Raw genomic sequence first — 22,105 nt, 5'->3', positions numbered from 1 at the left:
AGCAGCGGCGCGGCCCCGTCGTCGCCGCGCAAGCTGGCCAGATCGGCCAAAGCGGCGCGAGTGAAGCACACCGGATGCCCCGGCTTGCCCGCCACCCTGGGCCGCGCGGCATAGCCTGACGCCTGCGCCAGAACGGCCAGCGGTTCGCACAGACCTGTCGGGACCAGCGGCATGTCGCCCAGAAACACGAACAGCCCCTGCTCCACCCCGTCCAGCGCGGCGCTGCCGGTGCGGATGGAAGCAGCGATACCTTCGGCCCAATCGGGCGTTTGGACAATGCCGCAGTCGAGCCCGCCCAGCGCCTCTGCAATCTGCGCATGCTGCGCGCCGGTCGCCACGACGACCTCGTCAAAGCCCGCCGCGATCACCGCCTCGGTCGTCCGCCGGATGACGGACGTGCAATCCAGCAACGCGAGCATCTTGGGCGCGCCAAAACGCCGCGCCGCTCCTGCCGCCAGGATCAGCGCGCACCAGCCGCGCAGAGCCGAGGTGCGCCCCTCGCTCAGGCCGTGGCCTGGGTGCGCAAAGGCAGGGTGCGGATGCGCTTGCCGGTGGCGGCGAACAGAGCGTTGGCCAGCGCCGGCGATGCAGGCGGCACGCCCGGTTCGCCAATACCGCCCATCTTCGCGCCGCTTTCGATGAAATGCACATCGATCATCGGCGGCGCATCAGCGAGCTTGAGAAGGTCGTAATCGTTGAAATTGCTCTGGACCACCGCGCCCTTGTCGAGCGTGATCTCCTCGCCGATCGCCGACGACAGCCCCATGATGATGCCACCGGCAATCTGCGCTTCGGCATTGAGCGGATTGACGGTGGTACCGCAATCGACCACCGCCCAGGCTTTCAGCACCCTGGGGCTGCCATCCTCGCGCACGCTCGCCTCGATGACTTCGGCGACAATGGTGCCGAAGCTCTCGACGATCGCGATGCCGCGCCCGGTGCCTTCGGGCAGCGCGCTGCCCCAGCCCGAGCGCTTGGCGACCATATCGAGTACCGCACGGTGGCGTGAGCCTTCGGGCAGGTGCTTGCGGCGGAACTGGTACGGGTCTTCGCCAGCCGCATGCGCCAGCTCGTCGATGAAGCTTTCGTTGTAGAAGCCCATCTGCGTCGAGTTGACCGAACGCCACGGCCCGTCATTCTGGTTCGACTGATAGGCAAAATGGCGGCGCGATGTGGCGGGAATGGCGTAGATGAAGCTCGTCTCGGCTTCGGCATCGCCGCTCTGCACATAATCGGTACGCCAGGCCGCGATCTTGCCGTCCTTGCCCATTGCCGCCTTGAGCTGTGCCGACGATTGCGGCCGATAGGTGCCGTGCCGTACCTCTTCCTCACGGCTCCACACCAGCTTGACCGGATAGGGAACCTGCTTGGCGAGCAGCGCCACCTGATCGACGATCTCGGTCTTGTCGGGAAAGCGCCGCCCGAAGCCGCCGCCCATCAGCATGGGGTGGAACACGACCGCATCCATATCGAGCCCCGCGGCCTTGGCGGCGCGGGCGCGGGTGGTTAGCGGGTCCTGCAGGCCGCCCCACAGGGTTAGCTTGCCGTCCTTGTAGTGCCCGGTGAGGGCAAACGGCTCCATCATGGCATGGTGCAGAAACGGAACGCGATAGTCGGCGGTGACCGGCTTGGCCCCCGGCGCGCCAAAGGCGGCATCGACATCGCCTTCGCCGCCCTCGTTTTCCGGCTTGCCCGTCTTGCGCAGCGATTGCTGGGCGGCGTGGATGGAATCGCTCGACACGCCGTTGTGGCCGCCATCGGAGAATCGGGGGCTCAGCGCCTGCAGGCCCTTGTGCGCCTGCCAATAGCGTTTGGCGACGACGATGACCGCATCGTCGAGCTTCACCACCTTCTCGACCCCTGCAACGCCCAGCGCCGGCTTTTCATCAACCGACACCAGCTTGCCGCCGCGCGCCGGGGCCGCCGCGATGGTCGCCACGCGCATGTCGGGCAGCGAAAAATCGATGCCATAGAGCGCGCTGCCATCGACCTTGGCCGGAATATCCATCCGGGGGATCGGCTTGCCGATCAGCTTGAAATCCTTGGGGTTCTTCAGCGCAGGCGAACCGGGCAGCGACCGCTGCGCTGCGCCTGCGGCCAGTTCGCCATAGCGCAGCGACTTGCCCGATTTCGCGTGGATCACCTTGCTGTCTGCGGTGGTGAGCTCGGACTCGGGCACGCCCAGCCGGTCGGCGGCTTCCGCGACCAGTGCCAGCCGCACCGCTGCCCCCACGGTACGCATGCCGACCTGCCCGGTATAGCGGATAGCCGACGAGCCTCCTGTAATCTGCAACGGCATCGACCGCGCGATCATCGAGATGATGGCGGTCGGCAGTGCGTTGATCACGCCGGGTGCACCTGACATCTCGGCCAGAAAACCCTTGCCCAGCGCCGTGTTGGCAAAGGCGACATCCGCCGGTGCCTGCTCGACCCTGACCTTTGCCCAGTCGGCATCCAGCTCGTCGGCCAGCATCTGCGCGAGCGCGGTATGGCTGCCCTGGCCGAAATCGATGTGCGGCGAATAGATGGTGACGGTGTCGTCCTCGGCGATCTTCATCCAGCTGAGGAAGTTGTGATCGTTGCCCGTTTCTGTGAGTGATTTCGCGCGGGCCGCAGCCGAACTGTCGCCCCAATAGAGGCCGAAGGCACCGCCACCGACCAGCAGCGCGCTACCGATCAGGAAGAAGCGGCGCTTGATGCCTTTCTTCTTCGGCGGCTTTACGGGCTCGAACACGTCCATATCGGGATTGGGATTGTCGGCCATCATGCGTCTCCCTGCTGAGCGGATGCTGCCTGCCCGGTCGCCGCGATGATCGCCTTGCGGATGCGCGGATAGGTGCCACAGCGGCAGATGTTGGTCATCGCCTCGTCGATCTGTGAATCGCTTGGGGTGCCGGTGGCCTCGATCAGCGCAACGGCCGCCATGATCTGGCCTGACTGGCAATAGCCGCATTGCGGCACCTGCGCGTCGATCCAGGCCTGCTGGACCCGGTGGAGCGTGCCGTCTGCCGATTTGAGCCCCTCGATCGTGGTGACCGATTTTCCGCTGATATCGCTGACAGGCACGCTGCACGAGCGGGTGATGGCCCCATCGACATGCACCGAACACGCCCCGCACGCCGCAATGCCGCAGCCGAACTTGGTTCCGGTCATTTCCAGCTCTTCGCGCAGCACCCACAACAGAGGCGTATCCGCCTCGACATCCACGCTGACCTGCTTGCCATTGACCTTGAAATCGATCGCCACGGCCAAACCCCCTCCAGTGATAATCAGTCTCTCATAGCAACCAATAACCGACCAAGCCACGGGAAAGACGGCCCCTGCAGTCCCGCTCTGCGATATCAGCCTGCCGTCCTGCCTCATGACATAGGCGAATGATGGCGCATTGCAAAAATGACATTGATATGGCCTATGTCACGGCGATGATGAGGAGGCGATCAGGGTGACGATGCGGGATCAGGGACCCTTGATCGACCGGAAGTTTGCCAGCCGGGTCGATTGGAACCTGCTGCGGACGTTCGTCGATATCGTGCGCGCTGGCGGGATCGGCGCGGCGGCACGCAAATTGAACCGACAGCAGCCCAGCATCAGCGCCGCGCTCAAGCGGTTGGAAGAGCATGCCGGCGCAACGCTGCTGCGTCGCACCGCGACCGGCGTGGAAATGACCGCTGCGGGCAAGGCCATGATGGCGCTGTGCGAGGACATGCTCGAATCGGCGCGGATGATGCCGCACCAGATCGCCCAGGCCACCCGGAGGGTCGAAGGCTATGTCCGCATCCAGATCGTATCGGGGCTGGTCTCGCCCGAGTTCGACGAGGCGATCGCCAGCTTTCACCGGCGCAACCCGGACATCCATATCGAAGTCCGCGTATCGCCGTGGCGACAGGTGCTCGACGCGCTGGAACAGGGCGAGGTCGAGATCGGCGTCAGCTATGACAGCAATGTGCGCGGAAGCCTGAAATACGAACCCCTGCTGGTCGAGCGGCAGCAGCTGTACTGTTCGCGCAGCACCCCCTGGTTCGGCCACCATGTCACGCGGCTGAGCGATCTGAAGGACGAGCATTTCGTCCTGACCGGCGAGGACGAGATCGAACTGATCGCCAACCTGCGGCGACGCAATGGCCTGGGCACCAAGGTGAGCGGGCTGGCGGAGGATATCAACGAGGCGCAGCGGCTTATCAGGCTGGGCGTGGGAATCGGCTTTCTTCCGATCCTTGCCGCAGAAGAGGATGTCGCCAAAGGGCGGTTGTGGCCGATGCTCTACGCCGATGCCGAGCCTTCGTACGACATCTACCTGCTCGCCCGGACAGACCCTTCGCGCGACACGGCGACCCAGCTGTTCTGGGACGAGGTATTCAGGCGCGTCCGGGCGATGCGCGCGACATAGATCAGATCTATGGATTTCATCGGATAAATGCCCCTGCCTGCATGACGCAACGCAGCGCAGACTTCAGCTTCTCAATGGAGCTGCGGCATGACGGAATCGCTCAAGGACAAGCTGTTCAACCATATCCCACCTGCGATGATCGCAATGGTGCTGCTTTTCTGGGCCTTTGCGCCGAAATCACTGACCGATGTGCCATGGCTGCTGATCGTGACCTCGTCGGCAATCACTGTCACAGTGCTGCTGCTCGAATTCGTGCACGAGCGCCATAGCGGCTGGCGGATGAATGCCCGGGAGTTCGTCACTGACCTCTACTATGTCGTTCTCAGTTCCACGCTCATCGCCTGGTTGAGCAAGACGCTGGCCGAGGATCCGCTGCTCGCGGCCAAGGAATGGCTGGGCATCAACACCACCTGGATGGCGCAGGTGCCGTGGCTGGTTCAGGTGATGATGGTCATCGTCATCCTCGAATTCGGCCAGTACTGGATGCACCGGCTGATGCACAATTCGACGCCGTTCTGGCTGACCCACGCGCCGCATCACCATATCACCCAGCTCAACGCCGCCAAGGGCGCGGTGGGCAATCCGATCGAGCTGTTCCTGATCTCCTTGAGCGTGCTGGCGTTCTTCGATTTCGACACGACGGCGCTGTTCGCAGGGCTGAACACGCTCAACGTCATCTCGACCTTCGCGCATGCCAACGTGAAGGCCAATCCGCCGATCTGGTATTCCTTCTTCTTCACCACGATCCGCCATCACAGCCTGCATCATTCGACCGATTACGAGGCGACGCGCTGCAACTATGGCAATTCGCTGATCCTGCTCGATCGCATCTTCGGTACCTATTGCGAGGGCGAAGGCGTGCTGGTGGGACAGGATGATCGCAGGCGGCTGTCGATCTGGGAGCAGACCATCTTTCCGTTCCAGCCGCTGATCGACCGCTACAAGTCGCGCAAGGCATCACCCTCGGCCGATGGGCCCGGAGGCACAGCCGCGGCATGATGCAAACGCGCACCCGGCGGATCGATGCGGCGCGCGCAGCGCTGGACCATGGCGACCTGTCCGCCACGCATCGCTTCGCCGTATCGTTGCTCTCCGATAATCCGCGCGATGCCGAAGGGCATTTTCTGCTGGGCATTGCGGAATCGTCTGCAGGCCGGGTGACCGCCGGTATCCGGCATATCGAACAGGCGGTGGCCCTCGATCCGGCAGGCGAATACCGCGCGCAACTCGCCAAATGCTATATCATGGTCCGGCGTGATGGCGATGCGGCCAAGATCCTCGCACAGGCGGAAACCGCACTGCCCGCCGATGCACTGAGCCGCGACACGATGGGCTGCGTCTATGCGCGGCTGGGCGATCATGCGGCAGCTCTGGCGCATTTCGAAGAGGCGGTGCGGCTGCGCCCCAATGATACCGAATATCGCTATAACGTGGCTGTCACGCTCAACTTTCTGGGGCGAACCCCGGCTGCGGAGGCGGCCCTGGAGGCGCTGATCGCACAGGCGCCCGACCACGCGCGCGCGCACCATCTGCTGGCCAGCCTGCAGAAGCAGAGTGCCGATCGCAACCATGTCGCGCGGCTGGGCCAGTCCTTCGCGCGCGCCGAACAGGGCCGCGATCGTCTGCTGCTCGGCTATGCGCTGGCCAAGGAACTCGAAGACGTCGGCGAACCCGATCAGGCGCTCGACATATTGTGCACCGCCAATGGCGAACATCGCCGCGCGCTGACTTACGATTTTGCCCAGGATGCGGCCAATTTCGATGCGATCGAGGCTGCGTGGCCCCGGCTGAACACCGCGCCGCAGGCCCAGGAAAGCGACGATGCGCCGGTGTTCATCATCGGCATGCCGCGCACCGGAACGACGTTGGTCGACCGCATCCTGACCTCGCATCCTGCGATGGAAAGCGCGGGCGAACTGCAGGCCATGCCGCTCGCGGTGAAAATGGCCGCCGCCACGCACAGCCGCAATGTGCTCGACCCCGAAACAATCGAGGCCGCCACGCGCGCAGACATGGCCGCAATCGGACGCGACTATATGGCGCGGGCGCAGCACCATCGCCGCGACCCGGCGCTGCGCTTTACCGACAAGTTTCCCGGCAACTTCCAGTACGCCGGCTTCATCGCCCGCGCCTTGCCATCAGCGAAAATCGTCTGCCTGCGCCGGCACCCGATGGACACGGTGCTTGCCAACTTCCGCAACCTGTTCGCGGTGAGCTCGCGCTATTACGATTACAGCTACGACCTGCTCGACATCGCGGCGTATTATGTCCGCTTCGACCGGCTGATGGCGCTGTGGGCGCGCGAATTGCCGGGCCGCGTGCTGGAGCTTCAGTACGAAGACCTGATCGCCGACCAGCAGGGCCAGACCGAGCGGTTGCTTGATCATTGCGGGCTCGATTGGTCCGACGACTGCCTGGACTTCCACGCCAACTCCGCGCCGGTCTCGACCCCCAGCGCCGCGCAGGTGCGCCGCCCGATCTACAGCGACTCGGTGGCGCGCTGGAAGCGCCACGCCGAGGTGCTCGAACCGGTCCGCAGGTTCTTCGAAGACCACGGCGTGCCCATCTCATGACAAGCAGGAGCCCGACAATGCTGCGCAGCCTTTCGCTCATGACCGCCGTTCTGATGGCTGGAGCAGTGGCCGTGCCTGCCACCGCCTGCGACGGTGCCGCGCTGCGCACCCGGCTGGTCGGATGCGGTTCGGAAAGCTGCGTCGTGGTATCCGGCCATCGCACCAGCACCGCGTCCAAGGTCTTGATTAACGGGCATGAAGTGCTAGCCAACGGGCGTCATCGCTGGACCGCAAGCCTCCCCGTCTCGACGGTTCGTGCCTGGTCCGCACCGCATGCGCGCACCATTTCGGTCGCGGTGGATGAGGCGGTTCGCGATGCGCGATTACCGGTGGGGCTGCTATCACCAAAGACCGATCTGGCGATGCTGGTCGTCACGGTGAAGTAATAACGCCTCAAGGTTGAAGTAATAAAAGTACAATACCGTGTTATATATTGAAAGTTTTGACGCCTCCTGCTAGGAATGATCCCAGCGGCCAAAGAGCCGTGTCTGTCATTTGCAGGAGATGTCATATGAAAACCGGGCTCGTGGCATTCGCCACCCTCGCCTTCGCGCTGACCGCCACGGGCGCAGCCGCCACCGAAAACCCCTTTGCCAAGGACAAGGCGATCCTCAACCTGCAGGGTCTGGACCTGTCCACCGCTGACGGCCAGCAGCGCCTTGCCGTCCGCGTCGATCAGGCCGCGCGCAGCGTGTGCGGCGAGCGTCTGTCCGGCTTGCATCTGGCGGTTCAGGCACAGGCCCAGCAGTGCCGCGCGTCGGTCGCTGCCGATGTCCGCTCGCAGATCGAAGCCCGTCTTGCCAGCGCCACGCCCAAGCGGTCGACCCAGGTCGCCTCGCTGCGCTGACCGTTTCCCTGCCTGTATCGCCACCGCCCCTTCGGGTGGCGATACAGGTCATGGCGCGGGCGTGAGGATCGGCGCGGGCCACCAGGTCAGCGTGTGCACATCATGCGCTGAGGTCCAAAGACCGGTTACCGCATAGCGCAGTGCGCCGCTGCCCTCGGCCTTGCCAATCCGTGCAACGACGTCGAGCGTCTTCGGATCGATCGCGACAAAGGTCTGGTCCTCGGTGGTGCGCAGCCACACCATGCCGGCGCCGGTGTCGATATCCCCGTATTTCAGCACCGCGCCGACCTTGGCCCGGCCAAGCACCTCGCCCGTTTCCGGGTCGATCTTCGCGACCGTGCCATCGCCCTGCTCCTGCACCCATACGGCGCCTTCGCCGGTCGTCAGGAAGCCGGGGATGTTGCCCAGCTGCGTTGTTTTCGTGACCGTGTTGGTGGCAGGGTCGATCCGCTGAATCGTCTTGCTCTCGCTGCTGACAACCCACACCGCATCGAACCCGTACGCCAGATACCAGGTGCCGGGACTGACCGTGATGCTGGCGACCACAGCATTGGTCGCAGGGTCCACGCGCGCAACCTTGCCCGCCACATTGTCGCTCGCCACCCAGATCGACCCGGCCCCGGCCACCACGTTTAGCTCTCCGCTGCTCGCCAGGCCAGTCTGAACCGTCGCGATTTTCTGCGCGGACTGGGTATCGATGCGGACGAGTGCCTTTTCCTTGCAATCGGCCACCCATAATGATCCGTCCAGGATCGCCATCGCGCCGCAGGGCTTGGACATCGGCACGCCTGCGATCTTGCCCTTGCGCGACCAGCGTTCGACGCGGCCATCGTTGGTGGCCCAGACGCTGTCGCCGTCGACCGCGAGGAAATCGGCAAAGCCGGGTACATCGATCACCTGTTCGGGATGCGCCTGCGCCATCGGCGAAAGAGCGGAGAGTCCTGCCGCAACTGCTGCGGTCGTCATGCGAAGTTTCTGCATCAACTGCCCTTTCCAACTATCCGAAAAATCAGGCCATTTGCGCGATGTACGCGCGCCAGCCCCCCAGATGCGTGATGTCCTCAGCGCCGGTCAGCGCGCGCGGTTCGGCGACGAAGCCCTTGACCGAAGTGCCATCGGCCAGTGTCACGGTGCCGATCGCCAGCGGCGGCGGCACCTCGACGACGAAGCTGCCGAACTCAGCAACGCCCATCTCGTACACCTCGACCTTGATCGCGGCGCCTTCGGGGCTGTGCACCAGCGCGGGCTTGGGCGGGACGCTGTTCGCGATGGCATAGAGCCGGTACTCGGGCGCTGTCTCGAACGCGCCGACAAAGCTCGCCTCGCGCGAGGTCAGCTGCCAGTGCAGCGGCATGTCTTTCAGATGCGCGCCGACGACGGCCAGTTTCACGGTCTGCATTTTACCCTCCAGATCGAGCGGGGGTGGACCGGGAAGATCGGCCACCGAAAGATAGGCGTCCGCCGCATCGAGCAGCGCAAGGTCGGTATCGGCAGGGCCAATCAGGGTGATGCCAAAACCGGTACCATTGGCCCGCGTGCCCGCAGGAACCGCAAGCGCGGCCATATCGAGCAGGTTGACGAAGTTGGTGTAGAACCCCAGCGCGCTGTTGAGCGCGATCGGCGCGGCCTGAAGTTCGGAGACGCGGTAGGTCGTGCCAGCCGTCGGGAAGACCATCAGGTCGATGCTCTCCCACAAGGTATCGGCATGGCGCTTCAATTCGGCGAGCCGGTAGATGCCGTTGAACAGATCGACCGCGCGGGTTTCCAGCCCTGCCGCCACAATCTCGCGCACTGTCGGGTCGATGGCATCGGGGTCGCTGGCGAGCAGGCTTTCCATGGCTGCTGTGCGTTCCGCCACCCACGGGCCGCTGTACAGCAACTGCGCCGCCTCCTGCAGCGGGGCGTAATCGATCTCGACAATTGACCCCAGTGTTGCCAGTTTTTCCAGCGCCCGGTCGTACAGATACTCGGAATCCAGATCGCCAAAGAACACCCGCTGGTCGCGCCGCGGCACGCCGATGGTGCGAGGCGCAATCGCGCGGTTGGCTAGCGGCTTGGACCAGGCATCCGCCGCATCGAAACCCGCGACCACGGCATCGATCAGCCGCGCATCAGCGGTATCGTCGGTAAACACCGTGATGCAATCCAGCGTGCGGCAGGCGGGCACCAGCCCCCGGTTGCTCCACCGGCCCTTGCTGGGCTTGAAGCCGGTCAGATGCTGAAACGCCGCCGGCACCCGGCCCGAGCCTGCAGTATCGGTGCCCAGCGCGAAGGCGACCAGACCGGCGGCCGTTGCGCTGGCCGAGCCCGAGCTGGAGCCGCCGCTGACATAGGCCAGGTTATACGCGTTGCGCGGTGCGCCATAAGGGCTGCGCGTGCCGTTGAGCCCGGTGGCGAACTGATCGAGGTTGGTCTTGCCGACGCAGATCGCGCCCGCCGCCAGCAAGCGTTCGACCACGGTGGCGGAAGCTTCAGGCCGGTAGGCGAAAGCGGGGCAGCCCGCCGTCGTCTCCAACCCTGCGACATCGATATTGTCCTTGACCGCAAACGGCACCCCGGCGAGCGGCAGCGTCTCACCTGCCGCCACCCGCGCATCGATAGCGCGCGCCGCCGCGATCACATCGTCGGGCGCCGTGCGGCTGATCCAGATCTGCGGCTGTACGGCATCATAGGCCGCGATCCGCGCCAGGCTGTCTTCTGCAATCGCGACCGCGCTGGCCTCTCCTGCATTGACGGCCCGCGCGATGGCCCCGACACTGAGACGGGCGGGCGCGGTCATGCGTGCCTCGTCAGTGCGAGGATCGGCTCGCCCGGCAGGATCGACTGGCGTTCGCGCGCATAGAGCGCGGAGATCGTTCCCGCGCCGGGGCTGTCCACGCGGCATTCCATCTTCATCGCCTCGATGATCGCGATGGCATCGCCCGCCTCGACCTCGTCGCCGACCGAAACCAGCATCTTCCACACGCTGCCGCCAAAGGGCGTTTCGACCAGATCGGCGCCCTCGGGTACCTCGACCTGCTCGGCGGCGACCGCCACCTCTGCGACATCGGTGCGGTCGAACTCGCCCAGCCTTTGCCATTCGGCGCGCTCCGCATCGAACGCGGCCTGTCGCTGTGCCTCGAACCCGGAAATGGCTTCGGCGTTATCAGCCAGAAACGCGCGATAGTCCGCGAGCCGGAACTCCGATGGCTCGATGCGGATCGATCGCCTGCCGCTGGGGAAATCGCGCCGCCATTCGGTCAGTTCATCGGCGCTCACCGGATAGAAACGGATCTGGTCGAAGAAGCGCAGAAGCCAGGGTTTGCCTTCGGTAAAGGCGTCGGTCTGGCGATAGGTGTTCCACACCTGGATCGTGCGCCCGAACAGCTGATAGCCGCCCGGCCCCTCCATGCCGTAGATGCACATATACGCGCCGCCGATGCCCACGACATTGGGCGGGGTCCAGGTGCGCGCCGGATTGTATTTGGTGGTGACCAGCCGGTGCCTTGGGTCGACCGGGGTCGCGACCGGCGCGCCGAGATAGACGTCACCCAGCCCCAGCACGAGATAATTGGCATCGAAGATCAGGTTTTCGACCGCTGCCGTATCGGGCAGGCCATTGATGCGGCGGATGAACTCGATATTGTCCGGGCACCACGGTGCATCGTCGCGCACCGCGCCCATGTATTTCTCGATCGTCTCGATGATCGCGGGGTCGCGCCAGCTCAATGGCAGGTGGACGATGCGCGAGGGGATGGTGAAATCCTCCAGATCGCCCAGCCGCTCTTCGGCCGCCATCAAGGCCGCCAGCGCCATGCCCTGCGTCATCGTGACGCCATCGAAATGGAACTGCAGCGACCGGATGCCGGGCACGATATCGATCACCCCGGGCAAGGCCATGCGCTCGAGCTCGGTCAGCAGCGCCTGCACGCGGATGCGCAGCTCGATATCGAGCACGATCGGGCCGTATTCGACCAGGATGTTGCGGTCGCCCTGCTGCCGATAGACGGTGCGCGGGCGCTGCGGGCTTTCGCTGATGACGCCCAGGATCGGCGACAGTGTCTCGATCGGCCGAGCCGGGCTGACCATGTGGCTTTCGCCGGTAGTCAGCAGCCGACGCTGCAGGCTGTCCGCAGCAAAGGCATCGTGCGCATTGACCGGCACGAAGCGCAATTTGTCACCCGGCGAGAGCTGCCCGATCTTCCAGCGATCAGCGGCAATCACCACGAACGGACAGACAAAGCCGCCGAGCGAAGGGCCGTCGGGACCGAGGATGATCGGCATGTCGCCGGTGAAATCGACCGCGCCGATGGCATAGGGGTTGTCGTGGATGTTCGACGGGTGCAGCCCCGCCTCCCCGCCATCCTTGCGCGCCCAGACCGGCTTGGGGCCGATCAGGCGCACACCGGTGCGGTTGGAGTTGTAATGCACCTGCCAATCGGCAGCGATGAAGGTATCGACATCCTCTTTCGTGAAGAAATCAGGTGCGCCGTGCGGGCCGTAGAGCACGCGCAGCGTCCATTCGCCCGCCAGATCGGGCAGTGTCGTGGCCGCGAGCGCATCGCCAACGGTGTCGCCCGCCAGATGCAGCGTATCGCCCGCGAGCAGCTTGCGCCCGGCGTGCCCGCCGAACTGGCCGAGTTCGAACGTGCTCGTGCTGTCGAGGTACGGCGCGATATCGAGCCCGCCGGCAAACAGGATATAGCCGCGCCAGCCGCCGCCCGAAAGCTTGCCCAGCGCCAGCGTCTGGCCCGCCGCGATATCGACCGGAGCCCCGCGTGGCACCGGCGCGCCATCGAGCGTCGCCTGAAAATCCGCACCGGTCAGGCAAATGCGCGCGGGCGCATTGAACAGCAATGTCGGGCCGGTGACGATGACCTCCAGCCCCGATGTCCCCTCCGGATTGCCCAGCAGCCGGTTGCCCAGCCGGAACGACTGGTCGTCCATCGGCCCCGAAGGCGGGACGCCCACCGACCACAGCCGCTGGCGGCCGGGCCAATCCTGCACCGTGGTCGCGGTACCGCCGCTGACGACCTGAATGCTGCGTGGATGGTATTCGATGGAATCAAGCGCCCGCGTCGATACATCGCCGCTGACGAATTCGGGTGAGCGCACCACCTCGCGCAGCCAGCGCAGGTTGCTCTCGATGCCGTCGATCCGGCTCTCGTCGAGCGCGGCCTGCATCGCGGCGACCGCAGCCTCGCGGGTTTCGGCATGGACGATCAGCTTGGCCAGCATCGGGTCGTACCACGCGCTGACCGTGCTGCCCGCCATCACCCAGGTCTCGGCGCGGATGTCGGCGGGGAAGGTCACCGCTGTCAGCGTGCCCGATGTCGGGCGATAATCATTGGCGGGGTCTTCGGCATAGAGCCGCACCTGCACCGAATGGCCTTTGGGCTGCGTCGGGGCGTCCTGCAGGAAGGCGAAATCGCCCTGCCCGCCGCGCACCATCCATTCGACCAGATCGATGCCCATCACCTCTTCGGTGACACCATGCTCAACCTGCAGCCGGGTGTTCATCTCGAGGAAGAAGAACTCGTGCCGCTCGGCATCGTAGAGGAATTCGACCGTACCGGCGGAGCGGTATTGCGCCGCCTGCCCCAGACGGATCGCCGCGGCATACAGCGCGGAGCGGATGCCTTCGGGTAGCAAGGGCGCGGGCGCTTCCTCGACCACCTTCTGGTTGCGCCGCTGGAGCGAGCAATCGCGCTCGCCCAGCGCGACGACATGACCCTCGCCATCGCCGAAGATCTGCACCTCGATATGCCGCGCGCGGCGAATATAGCGTTCGAGAAACACGCCAGCATCGCCGAAATTGCCCTGGCCCAGCCGTGCGACGGTGGCGAAGCCCTCGCGCACATCGGCCTCGTTTTCGCAGATGCGCATGCCGATGCCGCCGCCGCCTGCGGTCGCCTTGAGCATGACGGGATAGCCGATGCCATGGGCAGCCTGAGCGGCGTCATCCTCATCGGTCAGCAGATCGGTGCCCGGTGCCAGCGGAACATCATGCGCCGCCGCGAGCGCGCGGGCGCTGTGCTTGAGGCCGAAAGTGCGAATGTTGTCGGGGCTGGGGCCGATGAACACTATCCCGGCCTCGGCGCAGGCCTCGGCGAACTCGGTGTTTTCGGCGAGGAAGCCGTAGCCGGGGTGGATCGCCCCTGCCCCGGTGCTGCGCGCCGCCTCCAGGATCGCGGCGATGTTGAGATAGCTCTCGGTCGCGCGCGCACCGCCGATGCACACGGCCTCGTCAGCCATCGCAACGTGCAGCGATGCCTCGTCGGCCTCCGAATAGACCGCAACCGAGCGCAGCCCCATGCGCCTCAAGGTGCGGATGATCCGGGTGGCGATGGCACCGCGGTTGGCAATCAGGACGGTGTCATAGCTCATGCGGCAACGATCATTCGGACGGGCGTGGGGTTGAAGCCGTTGCAGGGGTTGTTGATCTGCGGGCAGTTGGAGACGACCACGGTCACATCCATCTCGGCGCGCAGATCGACGGTGAGGCCCGGCGCCGAAATGCCATCGACAATGCCCAGCGACCCATCGGGCTCGACCGGCACGTTCATGAAGAAGTTGATATTCGAGACGATGTCGCGCTTGCCGCGTCCCTCGAGCAGGTTGGCCTCGAGGAAGTTCTCGACGCAGGCGTGCTCGGATTTGGTGTGATGTCCGTAACGCAAGGTATTGGATTCACACGAGCACGCACCGCCAATAGTGTCGTGATAATCGACCGAAGTCGCTGCGATGGTCATCATCGCGCGGCCCTCGTTGGAGCGCAGCACGGTCCCTTCGCGCAGGAACAGGTTGCCTTGCGCGGCGACCGTGTCCTGCGCGCTGTAGCGCTCGGCATCATTGGCGGTGGCATAGAGCAGGAAATCGACCGCCTGGTTTCCCTCCAGATCGACGATGCGCAACGTCTGCCCGGCAGCGACATGGTGCAGCCAGGGCGCACGGGCTGCCACGATTTCATCGTGGACGATGGGGCCGTTCAGCCCGGCGAGATAGGGATCGACGCTCATGGGTCTGCTCCTGCGGATCAGCGGCGGAAATGGTCTTCGACGTTCAGAAAGGCGCGCTGGCCCTCCGGCGTCGCATTGCGGATGGGGTCGCCCGGCGGCGTCACCGGCCCGCGCCACGCCGTCGCGCGCAGCGGCGACACCGTGTAGGCGGGGCGCCGATCGAGCACGTGCGGCACGTTGGCGATCACCACGATCAGCTCCATCTCCGCGCGCAGCACGACGCTGCGCCCTGGCGCGAACGGGCCGATATCGGGAACGATGGCACCGTCTGCGGCAATCTTCGCGCCCTTGAACAGGTTGATGCATGGGTGCACGTCACGCCGCCCGAGGCCATGCTTGCCCGCGCCCAGCAGAAAGCGGTCGCGACCATTGGGACAAGGCCCGCTGTTGGTCCCGTTGCCATATTTGGCCGCGTTAGTGGCCGCGTTCGAGGTGCCGCAGAATGCATCGTGCGTGCCTGCATCGTCCTCGAGAATGCTCATCAGCACGCGGCCCATGTCGGACAGCAGCAGCTTGCCCGCACCCAGATAGGCGTTCCACTGCACCTTGACCGTGTCGGCGACATTCAGCCGCTCGGTCGGCATCTCGGCATTGAACAGTTGCAGGCCTGCGCAGGCATCTCCCTGGGTGTCGATCAGCCGCAGCCGCGTGCCCCGCGCTAGCCGACGGGTGGCATAGCCTCCGGCCGCGATGGTCTCTTCCCACACCAGACCGTCGGCGGAGACACCGGCGGGCAGATCATCCGCCACCGGTGGCAGCACTGGCATGGCTTCGACCTTGGTGCCCGCCATGGCGCGGGCGTGGTCGCGGGCGGCGAGCGGATCGCTCAATACGGCAGTCATGCGGCGGCTCCCTTGGAGGTCTCGCCCGCGCCCGGCTCGTAGAGCGGCGGCAGCAGGGCGGTGGTGGTGACAAGTTGCAGCTGGTGGACGCCGCGCACCCGGCGCAGGGCATCGCACAGATCGTTGAGGCGCACGGCGGGGCCCTGCACCAGCAGCACCTCGAGCGACTGGTCATCCTCCAGAAACACGTGTTGCGAGGAGATGACCTCTTTCAGATACTCGGCCTGGGTCTGCGCCAGCTGATGGCGCACGCGGCCCCGGTCGCCGCGATAGACGATGGTGATCGTGCCCGCGAGCATCTCGTCGGGCCGCGTATGCGCCTCGTGCGCGGCGAGCGCATGGCGGATCAGCTCGGCGATCAGCTGCGACCGCGACGGCAGGCCGCGCTCTTCCACCATGATATCGAGCTGGCGAAACAGTTCGCCCGGAAGGCTCATCGAGAGCCTGGCTACGCTGGTCGGTTCGGTAGTCACGTCACGCGCTCTCCTGGCTGAGAGTGATCTCTTCAGAAAGAATAGCTTTGGGCTCAGCCTCTTCCGGGTCGCTCTTCTTGTCGAGTATCAGATCATAGACGGCGGTTGCACCGAAGCGGTGCGGCGCGTGCGGATCGTGCCGGCGCTTGTCGAGCGCCAGCACGCGCGTGCCCAGCGTGAAGGCCTCGCGCAGATCGTGCGTCACCATCACGATGGTCAGCGCATAATCGCGCCACAGCGTCCTGATCAGCGCGTGCATGTCCGCGCGGATGCCCGGATCGAGCGCGCCAAAGGGTTCGTCGAGCAGCAGGATGCGCGGCCGCTTGATCAAGGCCTGCGCGATCGCCAGCCTTTGCTGCATCCCGCCGGACAGCTGCGCGGGATATTGGTCGAGCGTGTCGCCCAGGCCGACAGCCTGCAACATCGCAATAGCCTCAGCCCGGGCTGCGCGGCGGGCCGAGCCGAACAGCCGGGCGGTGAGCGGCGCCTGCGCACACTCGAGCCCGAACATCGTGTTGCCCAGCACGGTCAGGTGCGGGAACACCGAGTATTTCTGGAAGACAACGCCGCGATCGGGCCCGCATTCGGGCGACAGCGGCGCGCCATCGAGTTCGATACGTCCGCGCGTCGGGCGCTCCTGCCCCAGGATGATGCGGAGCAGGCTGCTCTTGCCCGCACCCGAGGGGCCGATGATCGAGACGAACGAGCCGGGCTGGATATCGAGATCGACCTTCTCGAGCACGATCTTGTCGCCATATTCGACCCACACATTCTGCAGGCTGAGGATGGGGTTGGCGGGCATGCTCAATGGCTTGCCCCCTGTGCCCAGGGGAAGGCCTTGCGGTTGGCATAGGCAAGCGTCGCATCCATCACGATCGCAAGGAACGCGATCCACGCGACATAGGGAATGATGACGTCCATCGCGAGATAGCGGCGCACCAGGAAGATGCGGTAGCCCAGCCCGGTATCGGCGGCGATCGCTTCGGCCGAGATCAGGAACACCCAGGCCGGACCCAAAGCGAGCCGCACCGCGTGGATCAGGCGCGGCATCGCCTGCGGCAGCGCAACGCGGATCATGATCTGCCACGAGCTTGCACCCAAGGTCTGCGCCTTGACGATCTGCTCGGCGGGCAGCGCGGCAATATGCGCGGTTATGTCGCGGATCATCACCGGGGCGACCCCGATGGCGATCAGCGCCACCTTGGCGGTCTCACCCAGGCCCAAGGCAATGAACAGGATCGGCAGCAGCGCGATCGGCGGGATGACAGCGATGCCGGTCACCAGCGGGCCGAAGGTCGCGCGTACCGGGGGCAGCACGCCCAGAAGCAGGCTGACGACCAGCGAGATCACGGTCGCAATCCCCAACCCCAAAGCCAGCCGCTGCAGGCTGGCCAGCGTGTCCACCCAGAAGATGATCTGGCCTGTCAGTTGGTCGGTCTGGAAGATCAGCAGCGACATCGCCTGCGCCATGGCGCCTGGCAGCGGCAGTATCTTGTCCATCGGGTTGTCGGCGTGGCGCTGTGCGGCCATCACGATGTAGACGATCAGCAGCAAGGCGATCGGCAGGGCACCCAGCGCGATGCGTTCGCTGCGGCGCAGATGGCGGTTGACCCAGCGCATGCGTGCTTCCTTCCCTGGTCCGTTGCCGCCCGGCGCGATCAAAGCTTGCCGTCGGCAGCGAGCTTCATGAAGGCATCGTCGAAGCGCAGCGTCACCCGGCCTGGATCGCCCAGGACCTTTCCGCCGGGAAAGGCGATGCCCACCGCGTCGGCGCTGCTTGCGCCCTGGAACAGGCCCTTGGAGAAGCTGAAGTCGCGCACTGCGGTCATCGTCGCCACCAGATTGGGTGAGGTTGTCGCAGCAACCGCAGCCTTGGGGTCGGCGTAGAGGAACGTCGTTGCCAGCTGGCTGTCGAACATGGCTGGCGTTGCGCCGGAGAGCTTGGCCATCGCGGCGCGCGCTGCCTTGCCTTCGGCATCGTCACGCTGCATCAGCGCAACGGTTTCGTACCAGATGCCAGCCAGCGCCTTGCCCAGATTGGGGTTGGCCTTGAGCGTGGCGGTATCGACCACCATCAGGTCGAGGATCTCACCCGGAATATCGGCCGAGCTGAACACCTGGGTCACCCCTGCCCCGCCCTTCATTACTGACAATTGCGGGTTCCAGGCGACGGCAGCGTTGACGTCGGCCGCGCTGAAGGCCGCGACGATATCGGCATCGGACGTGTTGATCGTCTTGACGTCGGTCGATTTGAGGCCAGCCTTTTCCAGGCCGCGCGTCAGCAGGTAATGCGAGACCGAGAGCTCGACCAGATAGACCTGGCGACCCTTGATCGCGGCGAGCGAATTGGCCCCCTTGAGCAGAACGCCGTCATTGCCGTTGGAATAGTCGCCCACGATGATTGCGGTGGTATCCTTGCCGCCGGCAGCGGGAATGGTCAGCGCGTCCATGTTGGTGACGGTGACGCCATCGAACTTGCCCGCGGTGTACTGGTTGACCGACTCCACATAGTCGTTGACCTGCACGACGTTGATGGTGATGCCGTATTTGTCGGCCCATTTCTTCACGATGCCCGCTTGCTGCGCATAGGGCCAGGGCATCCATCCGGCATAGATCGACCAGCCGATGTTGAACTCGGTGCGCGGCTTGGCTGCAGGATCTGGCGATTGCGAACAGGCTGCCAGCATCAGCGCCCCCGCCATCGCGATCATGGTCCCGACTTTCCCCAGCAGCCTCATCATGATTCGATCCCCTTTCGCAGTGCAGCATCACCCCATGCCGAGAGCTTGTCCATCGAAAAATATTACCAACGATAAATTTGGTAATAACCTGCCGTCGAGCGCGGGTCGGCTCCTTTCAAGCCTGCATCTGCCCGCCATGGCCGTATCAAGCCCCCCATCACCCTGCATATCTTCGGAAAACCAAGCGTTTTGAAATGGTCGGCGCGAATCGCGCTTGTGCAGGCTCCACCGGGGCGATTCGCATCTCGGCCTTCCCTGACCTGCCCGGATGCGCTTTCAGCCGTTCGTCCATGGCCACAGGGGTTGCGGCCAAAACCAGCAGAAAAGCGGCATTCTTGTGCACCGCAACATGATTTCGAATCACACTGAGCAGGTGCACAAATATTACGCTTGACCCATTACGTAATATCCATACCGTAATGGACATCGCCGCAGACACGGCGAAATCAGGAAAACCACTAATCGTGCAGTGAGGTTTCGTGGATCGAAGGGCAGCTTGTACGGATGCTGACACAGGGGTTGCGGTTCGCCGCTTCCACCGGTCACACGGTGCAGCCACCCGGATCTGCAGACCAAAGCTGGCGATCGAAGACAGCGCATGGGCCCCATCGGCTCCATGCGACGGATACCGCCTGCGCGCTCAGGGGCGCGGGATGCAGACGACAAAACAATCATGCCGGAAAACGGCATGCAAGGTGCCGGCCTAGCCAGAGCGCCAAGGGAGTGGGGTGTCATTTGTGAAAGGCTCACCTTTGAAGGGGGGTCGATCCATGACAAATACAATGTTCCGTACAGCGCTGATGGGCGCAACCATGCTGATGGGCGTAAGCGCTGCACCGGCCTTCGCGCAGGAGTCCGCGCAGGAAGCCGAGACTGACGGCGAGCCCGGCAATGTCATCGTGGTGACCGCCACGCGTCGTGCACTATCGCTGCAAGACGTGCCGATGAACGTCTCGGCCATCGGTGCCGACGAACTGGCGGATCAGCGCCTGAACGATATTCGCGACCTGGGGGCCTTTACGCCGGGCATCACGATCACGGACACCGGGCCACGCGGCGCCGGCACCATCGTGATGCGCGGTCTCTCCGCCGACGACAGCAGCACCTTTGCGGACAACGGCAATAGCGCTATCGGAATTTATCTGGGCGAAGTGCCGCTCTATTTCGATTTCAAGCTGATCGACATGGCGCGCGTCGAGGTCCTGCTTGGACCTCAAGGAACGCTCTATGGCCTTGGCACACTGGCGGGAGCCATCCGCTATATTCCGGAACGCCCGGACCCCACAAAGATATCGGGCAGTGTCCACGCCCGCGCGTTTGCGATGGAGCAGAGCAAAGACATTGGCCATGTGTTCGACGGGGTCATCAATCTGCCGATCATCAGCGATCTGCTGGCATTCCGCAGCGCCACCGGCTATTTCTACGATCCGGGCTTCATCGATTATCCGTTCACGGTGCAGACAATCGGCGTGTCCTTGCCGCAACCTGGGCCCGCCTCCAATCCGTTGGGTACGCCAGCGCAGCAGGCCGCCAATTTGAAACGTGAGCGGGACGTGAACTATGGCAAGACCTTCACAACCCGTAACCAGCTGGGTCTGACGCTGGACACGACAAAGGTCTACCTGACCTATGCATTCCAGGAGGTGAAGACCGAGGGCCGTCAGGCTAATGGTGGCGGTGTTCTCGGCGAAGGCCGCTATGAAGGCCCGTGGCGTGTACTGGAGCCTGCGACCCGGCGAGCCCATCTGCTCAGCCTTGAAGTCGAAGCGCAGATCGGCGATTTTGCACAGCTGATCTCTTCCACGGCCTACACCAAGACGACCAACCAGGGCTCGGTCGACGTCACCGACCTGTTGCTCGACCTTGACTATGGCTATGAGGGCTTCCCGGCGTTCACCGGATTCACCCGTTCCAATGCCAGCACCAAGCAATTCAACCAGGAAATTCGACTGTTGTCGACGCATGGCGGGCCGTTCAATTGGGTTCTCGGCGCATTTTACAATAACTCGAATTCTCGTAACAGCTATCGCGAGTTCATTCCGGGCTTTGGTGCCTCGCCCACTGGCACAGCGTTCGGCGTCATCCCCAATGCCGACGACAACGAATATGCCTCGTTTGGACGCAACAGCATCAAGGAACGTGCGATATTTGGTGAGCTCACCTATAACGTTACGCCAGAATGGCAGATTACCGGCGGTTTGCGGTATTACGGCTATGATCTCGAACGTTTTGGCGGATCGACCCTGCCCTATTTTGACGGGCCGGTCGCCAGCGATGACGATATTCCTTCCAGCCAGGGTCAGGCAAGCGCGTCCGGCGTTGTCTACAAGGCAAACACCTCTTACAAATTTGGTGACGATGCACTGGTCTATTTGACCTACAGCACCGGATACAGGCTGGGTGGCGCAAATACCGGGGCGGCACCATGCGTGCTTCCGCTCAACCTGAACCAGCAGAACATTTGCGCGCTGCCAAATGAATTGTTCTATTCTCCGGACGAGACCGAGAACATCGAGCTGGGCGTCCGTGCAAGCATGTTCGACAAAAGGCTTTCGATGAATCTGTCGGTATTCCAGGTCAACTGGGATGGAATTCAGCTGGCAAGTGCAACGGAATTCGGCGGGATCGGTATCCTGACCAACGGCGGTGCCGCGCGTAACCGAGGGTTCGATGTCTCCTTCAGAGCGCAGATCACGCCGGAATTCTCGCTGCGGGGGAACTATTCCTATCTCGACGCGCAGCTGACAGCGGATGTTCCCAACCTGCTGCAGATCCGCAACAGCCAGGTTGCCAGTGTCCGACCCAAGTTTGTTCGTGTCGGCGTATTCGATGGCGACCGTCTGCCCGGATCGGCCAAGCACAGCGGGTCGATTGCCGCAGATTACGTGGTTCCGGTGGGCGACAACAGCGAGCTGAAACTCAACTGGACCGCGACCTATACCGGCAACATCCTGAGCCGGGTCGGCAATCGGGGCTTCGGTGAGACATTGCCCGATTATCTGACGCACCGCGCCGCCATCACCTACCAGATGGGCGATTCCTACGAGGTGTCGCTGTTCGCCAACAACCTGACCAACGAATATGCCGTGACCGGAATCAGCAACGATCGCAGCCGCTTCGGCTTCGTCAATGGTGGCGTGATCTCGCGCTATTACGGGCGTTCGGTGTTGACCCCCCGGGTGATCGGCATCGAGGCACGGCTCAGATACTGACCGCGCCGGACATGGCAAAACTGATGCCTTCT

17 protein-coding genes and 1 pseudogene are annotated in these 22,105 nt (G+C 64.1%); 6 read left to right on the top strand and 12 right to left on the bottom strand.

Annotation, left to right across the window (positions count from 1 at the left end; translation table 11 throughout):
- Positions 1-2: 2 nt before the first annotated feature.
- The 3 genes and pseudogenes from D618_RS20010 to D618_RS0104785 form a co-directional block, all read right to left on the bottom strand.
- Positions 3-458, bottom strand: a pseudogene (locus tag D618_RS20010) (NTP transferase domain-containing protein); the annotation flags it as partial.
- 44 nt (positions 459-502) lie between these two features.
- Complete coding sequence (locus tag D618_RS0104790) at positions 503-2,764, bottom strand: molybdopterin cofactor-binding domain-containing protein (protein ID WP_152414531.1); 2,262 nt, start codon at positions 2,762-2,764, stop codon at positions 503-505.
- The gene (locus tag D618_RS0104785) at positions 2,764-3,246 is read right to left on the bottom strand and encodes a (2Fe-2S)-binding protein (protein WP_275450220.1); all 483 of its coding nucleotides are present in this window, start codon (positions 3,244-3,246) and stop codon (positions 2,764-2,766) included. Before D618_RS0104785 ends, D618_RS0104790 begins: the two co-directional genes overlap by 1 nt.
- A 202-nt stretch (positions 3,247-3,448) precedes the next feature.
- Between D618_RS0104785 and D618_RS0104780 the strand changes: the two genes are divergently transcribed.
- The 5 genes from D618_RS0104780 to D618_RS0104760 all read left to right on the top strand — a co-directional run bounded on the left by D618_RS0104780 (position 3,449) and on the right by D618_RS0104760 (position 7,807).
- Positions 3,449-4,387 (top strand): LysR family transcriptional regulator, encoded by a 939-nt coding sequence (locus D618_RS0104780; protein ID WP_017670357.1) that lies wholly within the window; start codon positions 3,449-3,451, stop codon positions 4,385-4,387.
- An 87-nt stretch (positions 4,388-4,474) separates the two neighbouring features.
- On the top strand, positions 4,475-5,386 hold the full coding sequence (locus D618_RS0104775; protein WP_017670356.1) for a sterol desaturase family protein: 912 nt from the start codon (positions 4,475-4,477) through the stop codon (positions 5,384-5,386).
- Complete coding sequence (locus D618_RS0104770) at positions 5,383-6,960, top strand: tetratricopeptide repeat-containing sulfotransferase family protein (protein ID WP_017670355.1); 1,578 nt, start codon at positions 5,383-5,385, stop codon at positions 6,958-6,960. The genes D618_RS0104775 and D618_RS0104770 overlap by 4 nt, the downstream gene beginning before the upstream one ends.
- Before the next feature lie 17 nt (positions 6,961-6,977).
- Positions 6,978-7,346: a hypothetical protein gene (locus tag D618_RS0104765; RefSeq protein ID WP_017670354.1), complete on the top strand. Its 369-nt coding sequence runs from the start codon at positions 6,978-6,980 to the stop codon at positions 7,344-7,346.
- 125 nt (positions 7,347-7,471) lie between these two features.
- Positions 7,472-7,807 carry a UrcA family protein gene (locus tag D618_RS0104760; RefSeq protein WP_017670353.1) on the top strand — a complete coding sequence of 112 codons (336 nt, stop codon included), beginning with the start codon at positions 7,472-7,474 and terminating at the stop codon, positions 7,805-7,807.
- A gap of 48 nt (positions 7,808-7,855) precedes the next feature.
- Here the strand turns inward: D618_RS0104760 and D618_RS0104755 are convergent, their stop codons facing one another.
- The 9 genes from D618_RS0104755 to D618_RS0104715 are packed head-to-tail and all read right to left on the bottom strand — an operon-like array spanning position 7,856 to position 18,861.
- Positions 7,856-8,788 (bottom strand): hypothetical protein, encoded by a 933-nt coding sequence (locus tag D618_RS0104755; protein WP_026091299.1) that lies wholly within the window; start codon positions 8,786-8,788, stop codon positions 7,856-7,858.
- Between the two features lie 28 nt (positions 8,789-8,816).
- Positions 8,817-10,586 (bottom strand): allophanate hydrolase, encoded by a 1,770-nt coding sequence (atzF, locus tag D618_RS0104750; RefSeq protein WP_017670351.1) that lies wholly within the window; start codon positions 10,584-10,586, stop codon positions 8,817-8,819.
- A complete protein-coding gene (gene uca, locus D618_RS0104745; RefSeq protein ID WP_017670350.1) occupies positions 10,583-14,173 on the bottom strand; it encodes an urea carboxylase in 3,591 nt (1,196 codons plus the stop codon). The genes atzF and uca overlap by 4 nt, the downstream gene beginning before the upstream one ends.
- A complete protein-coding gene (locus D618_RS0104740) occupies positions 14,170-14,805 on the bottom strand; it encodes an urea amidolyase associated protein UAAP2 (protein WP_017670349.1) in 636 nt (211 codons plus the stop codon). Before D618_RS0104740 ends, uca begins: the two co-directional genes overlap by 4 nt.
- A 17-nt stretch (positions 14,806-14,822) precedes the next feature.
- Positions 14,823-15,647, bottom strand: coding sequence for an urea amidolyase associated protein UAAP1 (locus D618_RS0104735; RefSeq protein WP_026091298.1), 825 nt, complete (start codon positions 15,645-15,647; stop codon positions 14,823-14,825).
- Positions 15,644-16,120, bottom strand: a complete 477-nt coding sequence (locus tag D618_RS0104730; protein WP_026091297.1) for a CopG family ribbon-helix-helix protein — start codon at positions 16,118-16,120, stop codon at positions 15,644-15,646. Before D618_RS0104730 ends, D618_RS0104735 begins: the two co-directional genes overlap by 4 nt.
- Position 16,121: 1 nt before the next feature.
- Positions 16,122-16,922: an ABC transporter ATP-binding protein gene (locus D618_RS0104725; protein ID WP_017670346.1), complete on the bottom strand. Its 801-nt coding sequence runs from the start codon at positions 16,920-16,922 to the stop codon at positions 16,122-16,124.
- 2 nt (positions 16,923-16,924) lie between these two features.
- Positions 16,925-17,740: an ABC transporter permease gene (locus D618_RS0104720; RefSeq protein WP_026091296.1), complete on the bottom strand. Its 816-nt coding sequence runs from the start codon at positions 17,738-17,740 to the stop codon at positions 16,925-16,927.
- 38 nt (positions 17,741-17,778) lie between these two features.
- Positions 17,779-18,861, bottom strand: coding sequence for a putative urea ABC transporter substrate-binding protein (locus D618_RS0104715; protein ID WP_017670344.1), 1,083 nt, complete (start codon positions 18,859-18,861; stop codon positions 17,779-17,781).
- Positions 18,862-19,631: 770 nt separating this feature from the next.
- Here D618_RS0104715 and D618_RS0104710 point away from each other — a divergent pair.
- Entirely contained in the window at positions 19,632-22,073 is a 2,442-nt protein-coding gene (locus tag D618_RS0104710; protein WP_026091295.1) for a TonB-dependent receptor, read from the top strand.
- The last annotated feature ends 32 nt before the right edge of the window (positions 22,074-22,105 follow it).

The organism is Blastomonas sp. AAP53 (genome assembly GCF_000331245.1).
Taxonomy (GTDB): domain Bacteria; phylum Pseudomonadota; class Alphaproteobacteria; order Sphingomonadales; family Sphingomonadaceae; genus Blastomonas.
This window is presented reverse-complemented; position numbering and strand designations above follow the sequence as displayed.

Excerpts from the sequence above, each read along its gene's own strand:
- D618_RS0104780 (WP_017670357.1), top strand. The coding sequence starts at position 3,449 with ATGCGGGATCAGGGACCCTTGATCGACCGGAAGTTTGCCAGCCGGGTC.
- uca (WP_017670350.1), bottom strand. The coding sequence starts at position 14,173 with ATGAGCTATGACACCGTCCTGATTGCCAACCGCGGTGCCATCGCCACC.
- D618_RS0104760 (WP_017670353.1), top strand. The coding sequence starts at position 7,472 with ATGAAAACCGGGCTCGTGGCATTCGCCACCCTCGCCTTCGCGCTGACC.
- D618_RS0104790 (WP_152414531.1), bottom strand. The coding sequence starts at position 2,764 with ATGGCCGACAATCCCAATCCCGATATGGACGTGTTCGAGCCCGTAAAG.
- D618_RS0104710 (WP_026091295.1), top strand. The coding sequence starts at position 19,632 with ATGACAAATACAATGTTCCGTACAGCGCTGATGGGCGCAACCATGCTG.
- D618_RS0104775 (WP_017670356.1), top strand. The coding sequence starts at position 4,475 with ATGACGGAATCGCTCAAGGACAAGCTGTTCAACCATATCCCACCTGCG.
- D618_RS0104715 (WP_017670344.1), bottom strand. The coding sequence starts at position 18,861 with ATGATGAGGCTGCTGGGGAAAGTCGGGACCATGATCGCGATGGCGGGG.
- atzF (WP_017670351.1), bottom strand. The coding sequence starts at position 10,586 with ATGACCGCGCCCGCCCGTCTCAGTGTCGGGGCCATCGCGCGGGCCGTC.
- D618_RS0104765 (WP_017670354.1), top strand. The coding sequence starts at position 6,978 with ATGCTGCGCAGCCTTTCGCTCATGACCGCCGTTCTGATGGCTGGAGCA.
- D618_RS0104770 (WP_017670355.1), top strand. The coding sequence starts at position 5,383 with ATGATGCAAACGCGCACCCGGCGGATCGATGCGGCGCGCGCAGCGCTG.
- D618_RS0104735 (WP_026091298.1), bottom strand. The coding sequence starts at position 15,647 with ATGACTGCCGTATTGAGCGATCCGCTCGCCGCCCGCGACCACGCCCGC.
- D618_RS0104755 (WP_026091299.1), bottom strand. The coding sequence starts at position 8,788 with ATGCAGAAACTTCGCATGACGACCGCAGCAGTTGCGGCAGGACTCTCC.
- D618_RS0104720 (WP_026091296.1), bottom strand. The coding sequence starts at position 17,740 with ATGCGCTGGGTCAACCGCCATCTGCGCCGCAGCGAACGCATCGCGCTG.
- D618_RS0104725 (WP_017670346.1), bottom strand. The coding sequence starts at position 16,922 with ATGCCCGCCAACCCCATCCTCAGCCTGCAGAATGTGTGGGTCGAATAT.
- D618_RS0104740 (WP_017670349.1), bottom strand. The coding sequence starts at position 14,805 with ATGAGCGTCGATCCCTATCTCGCCGGGCTGAACGGCCCCATCGTCCAC.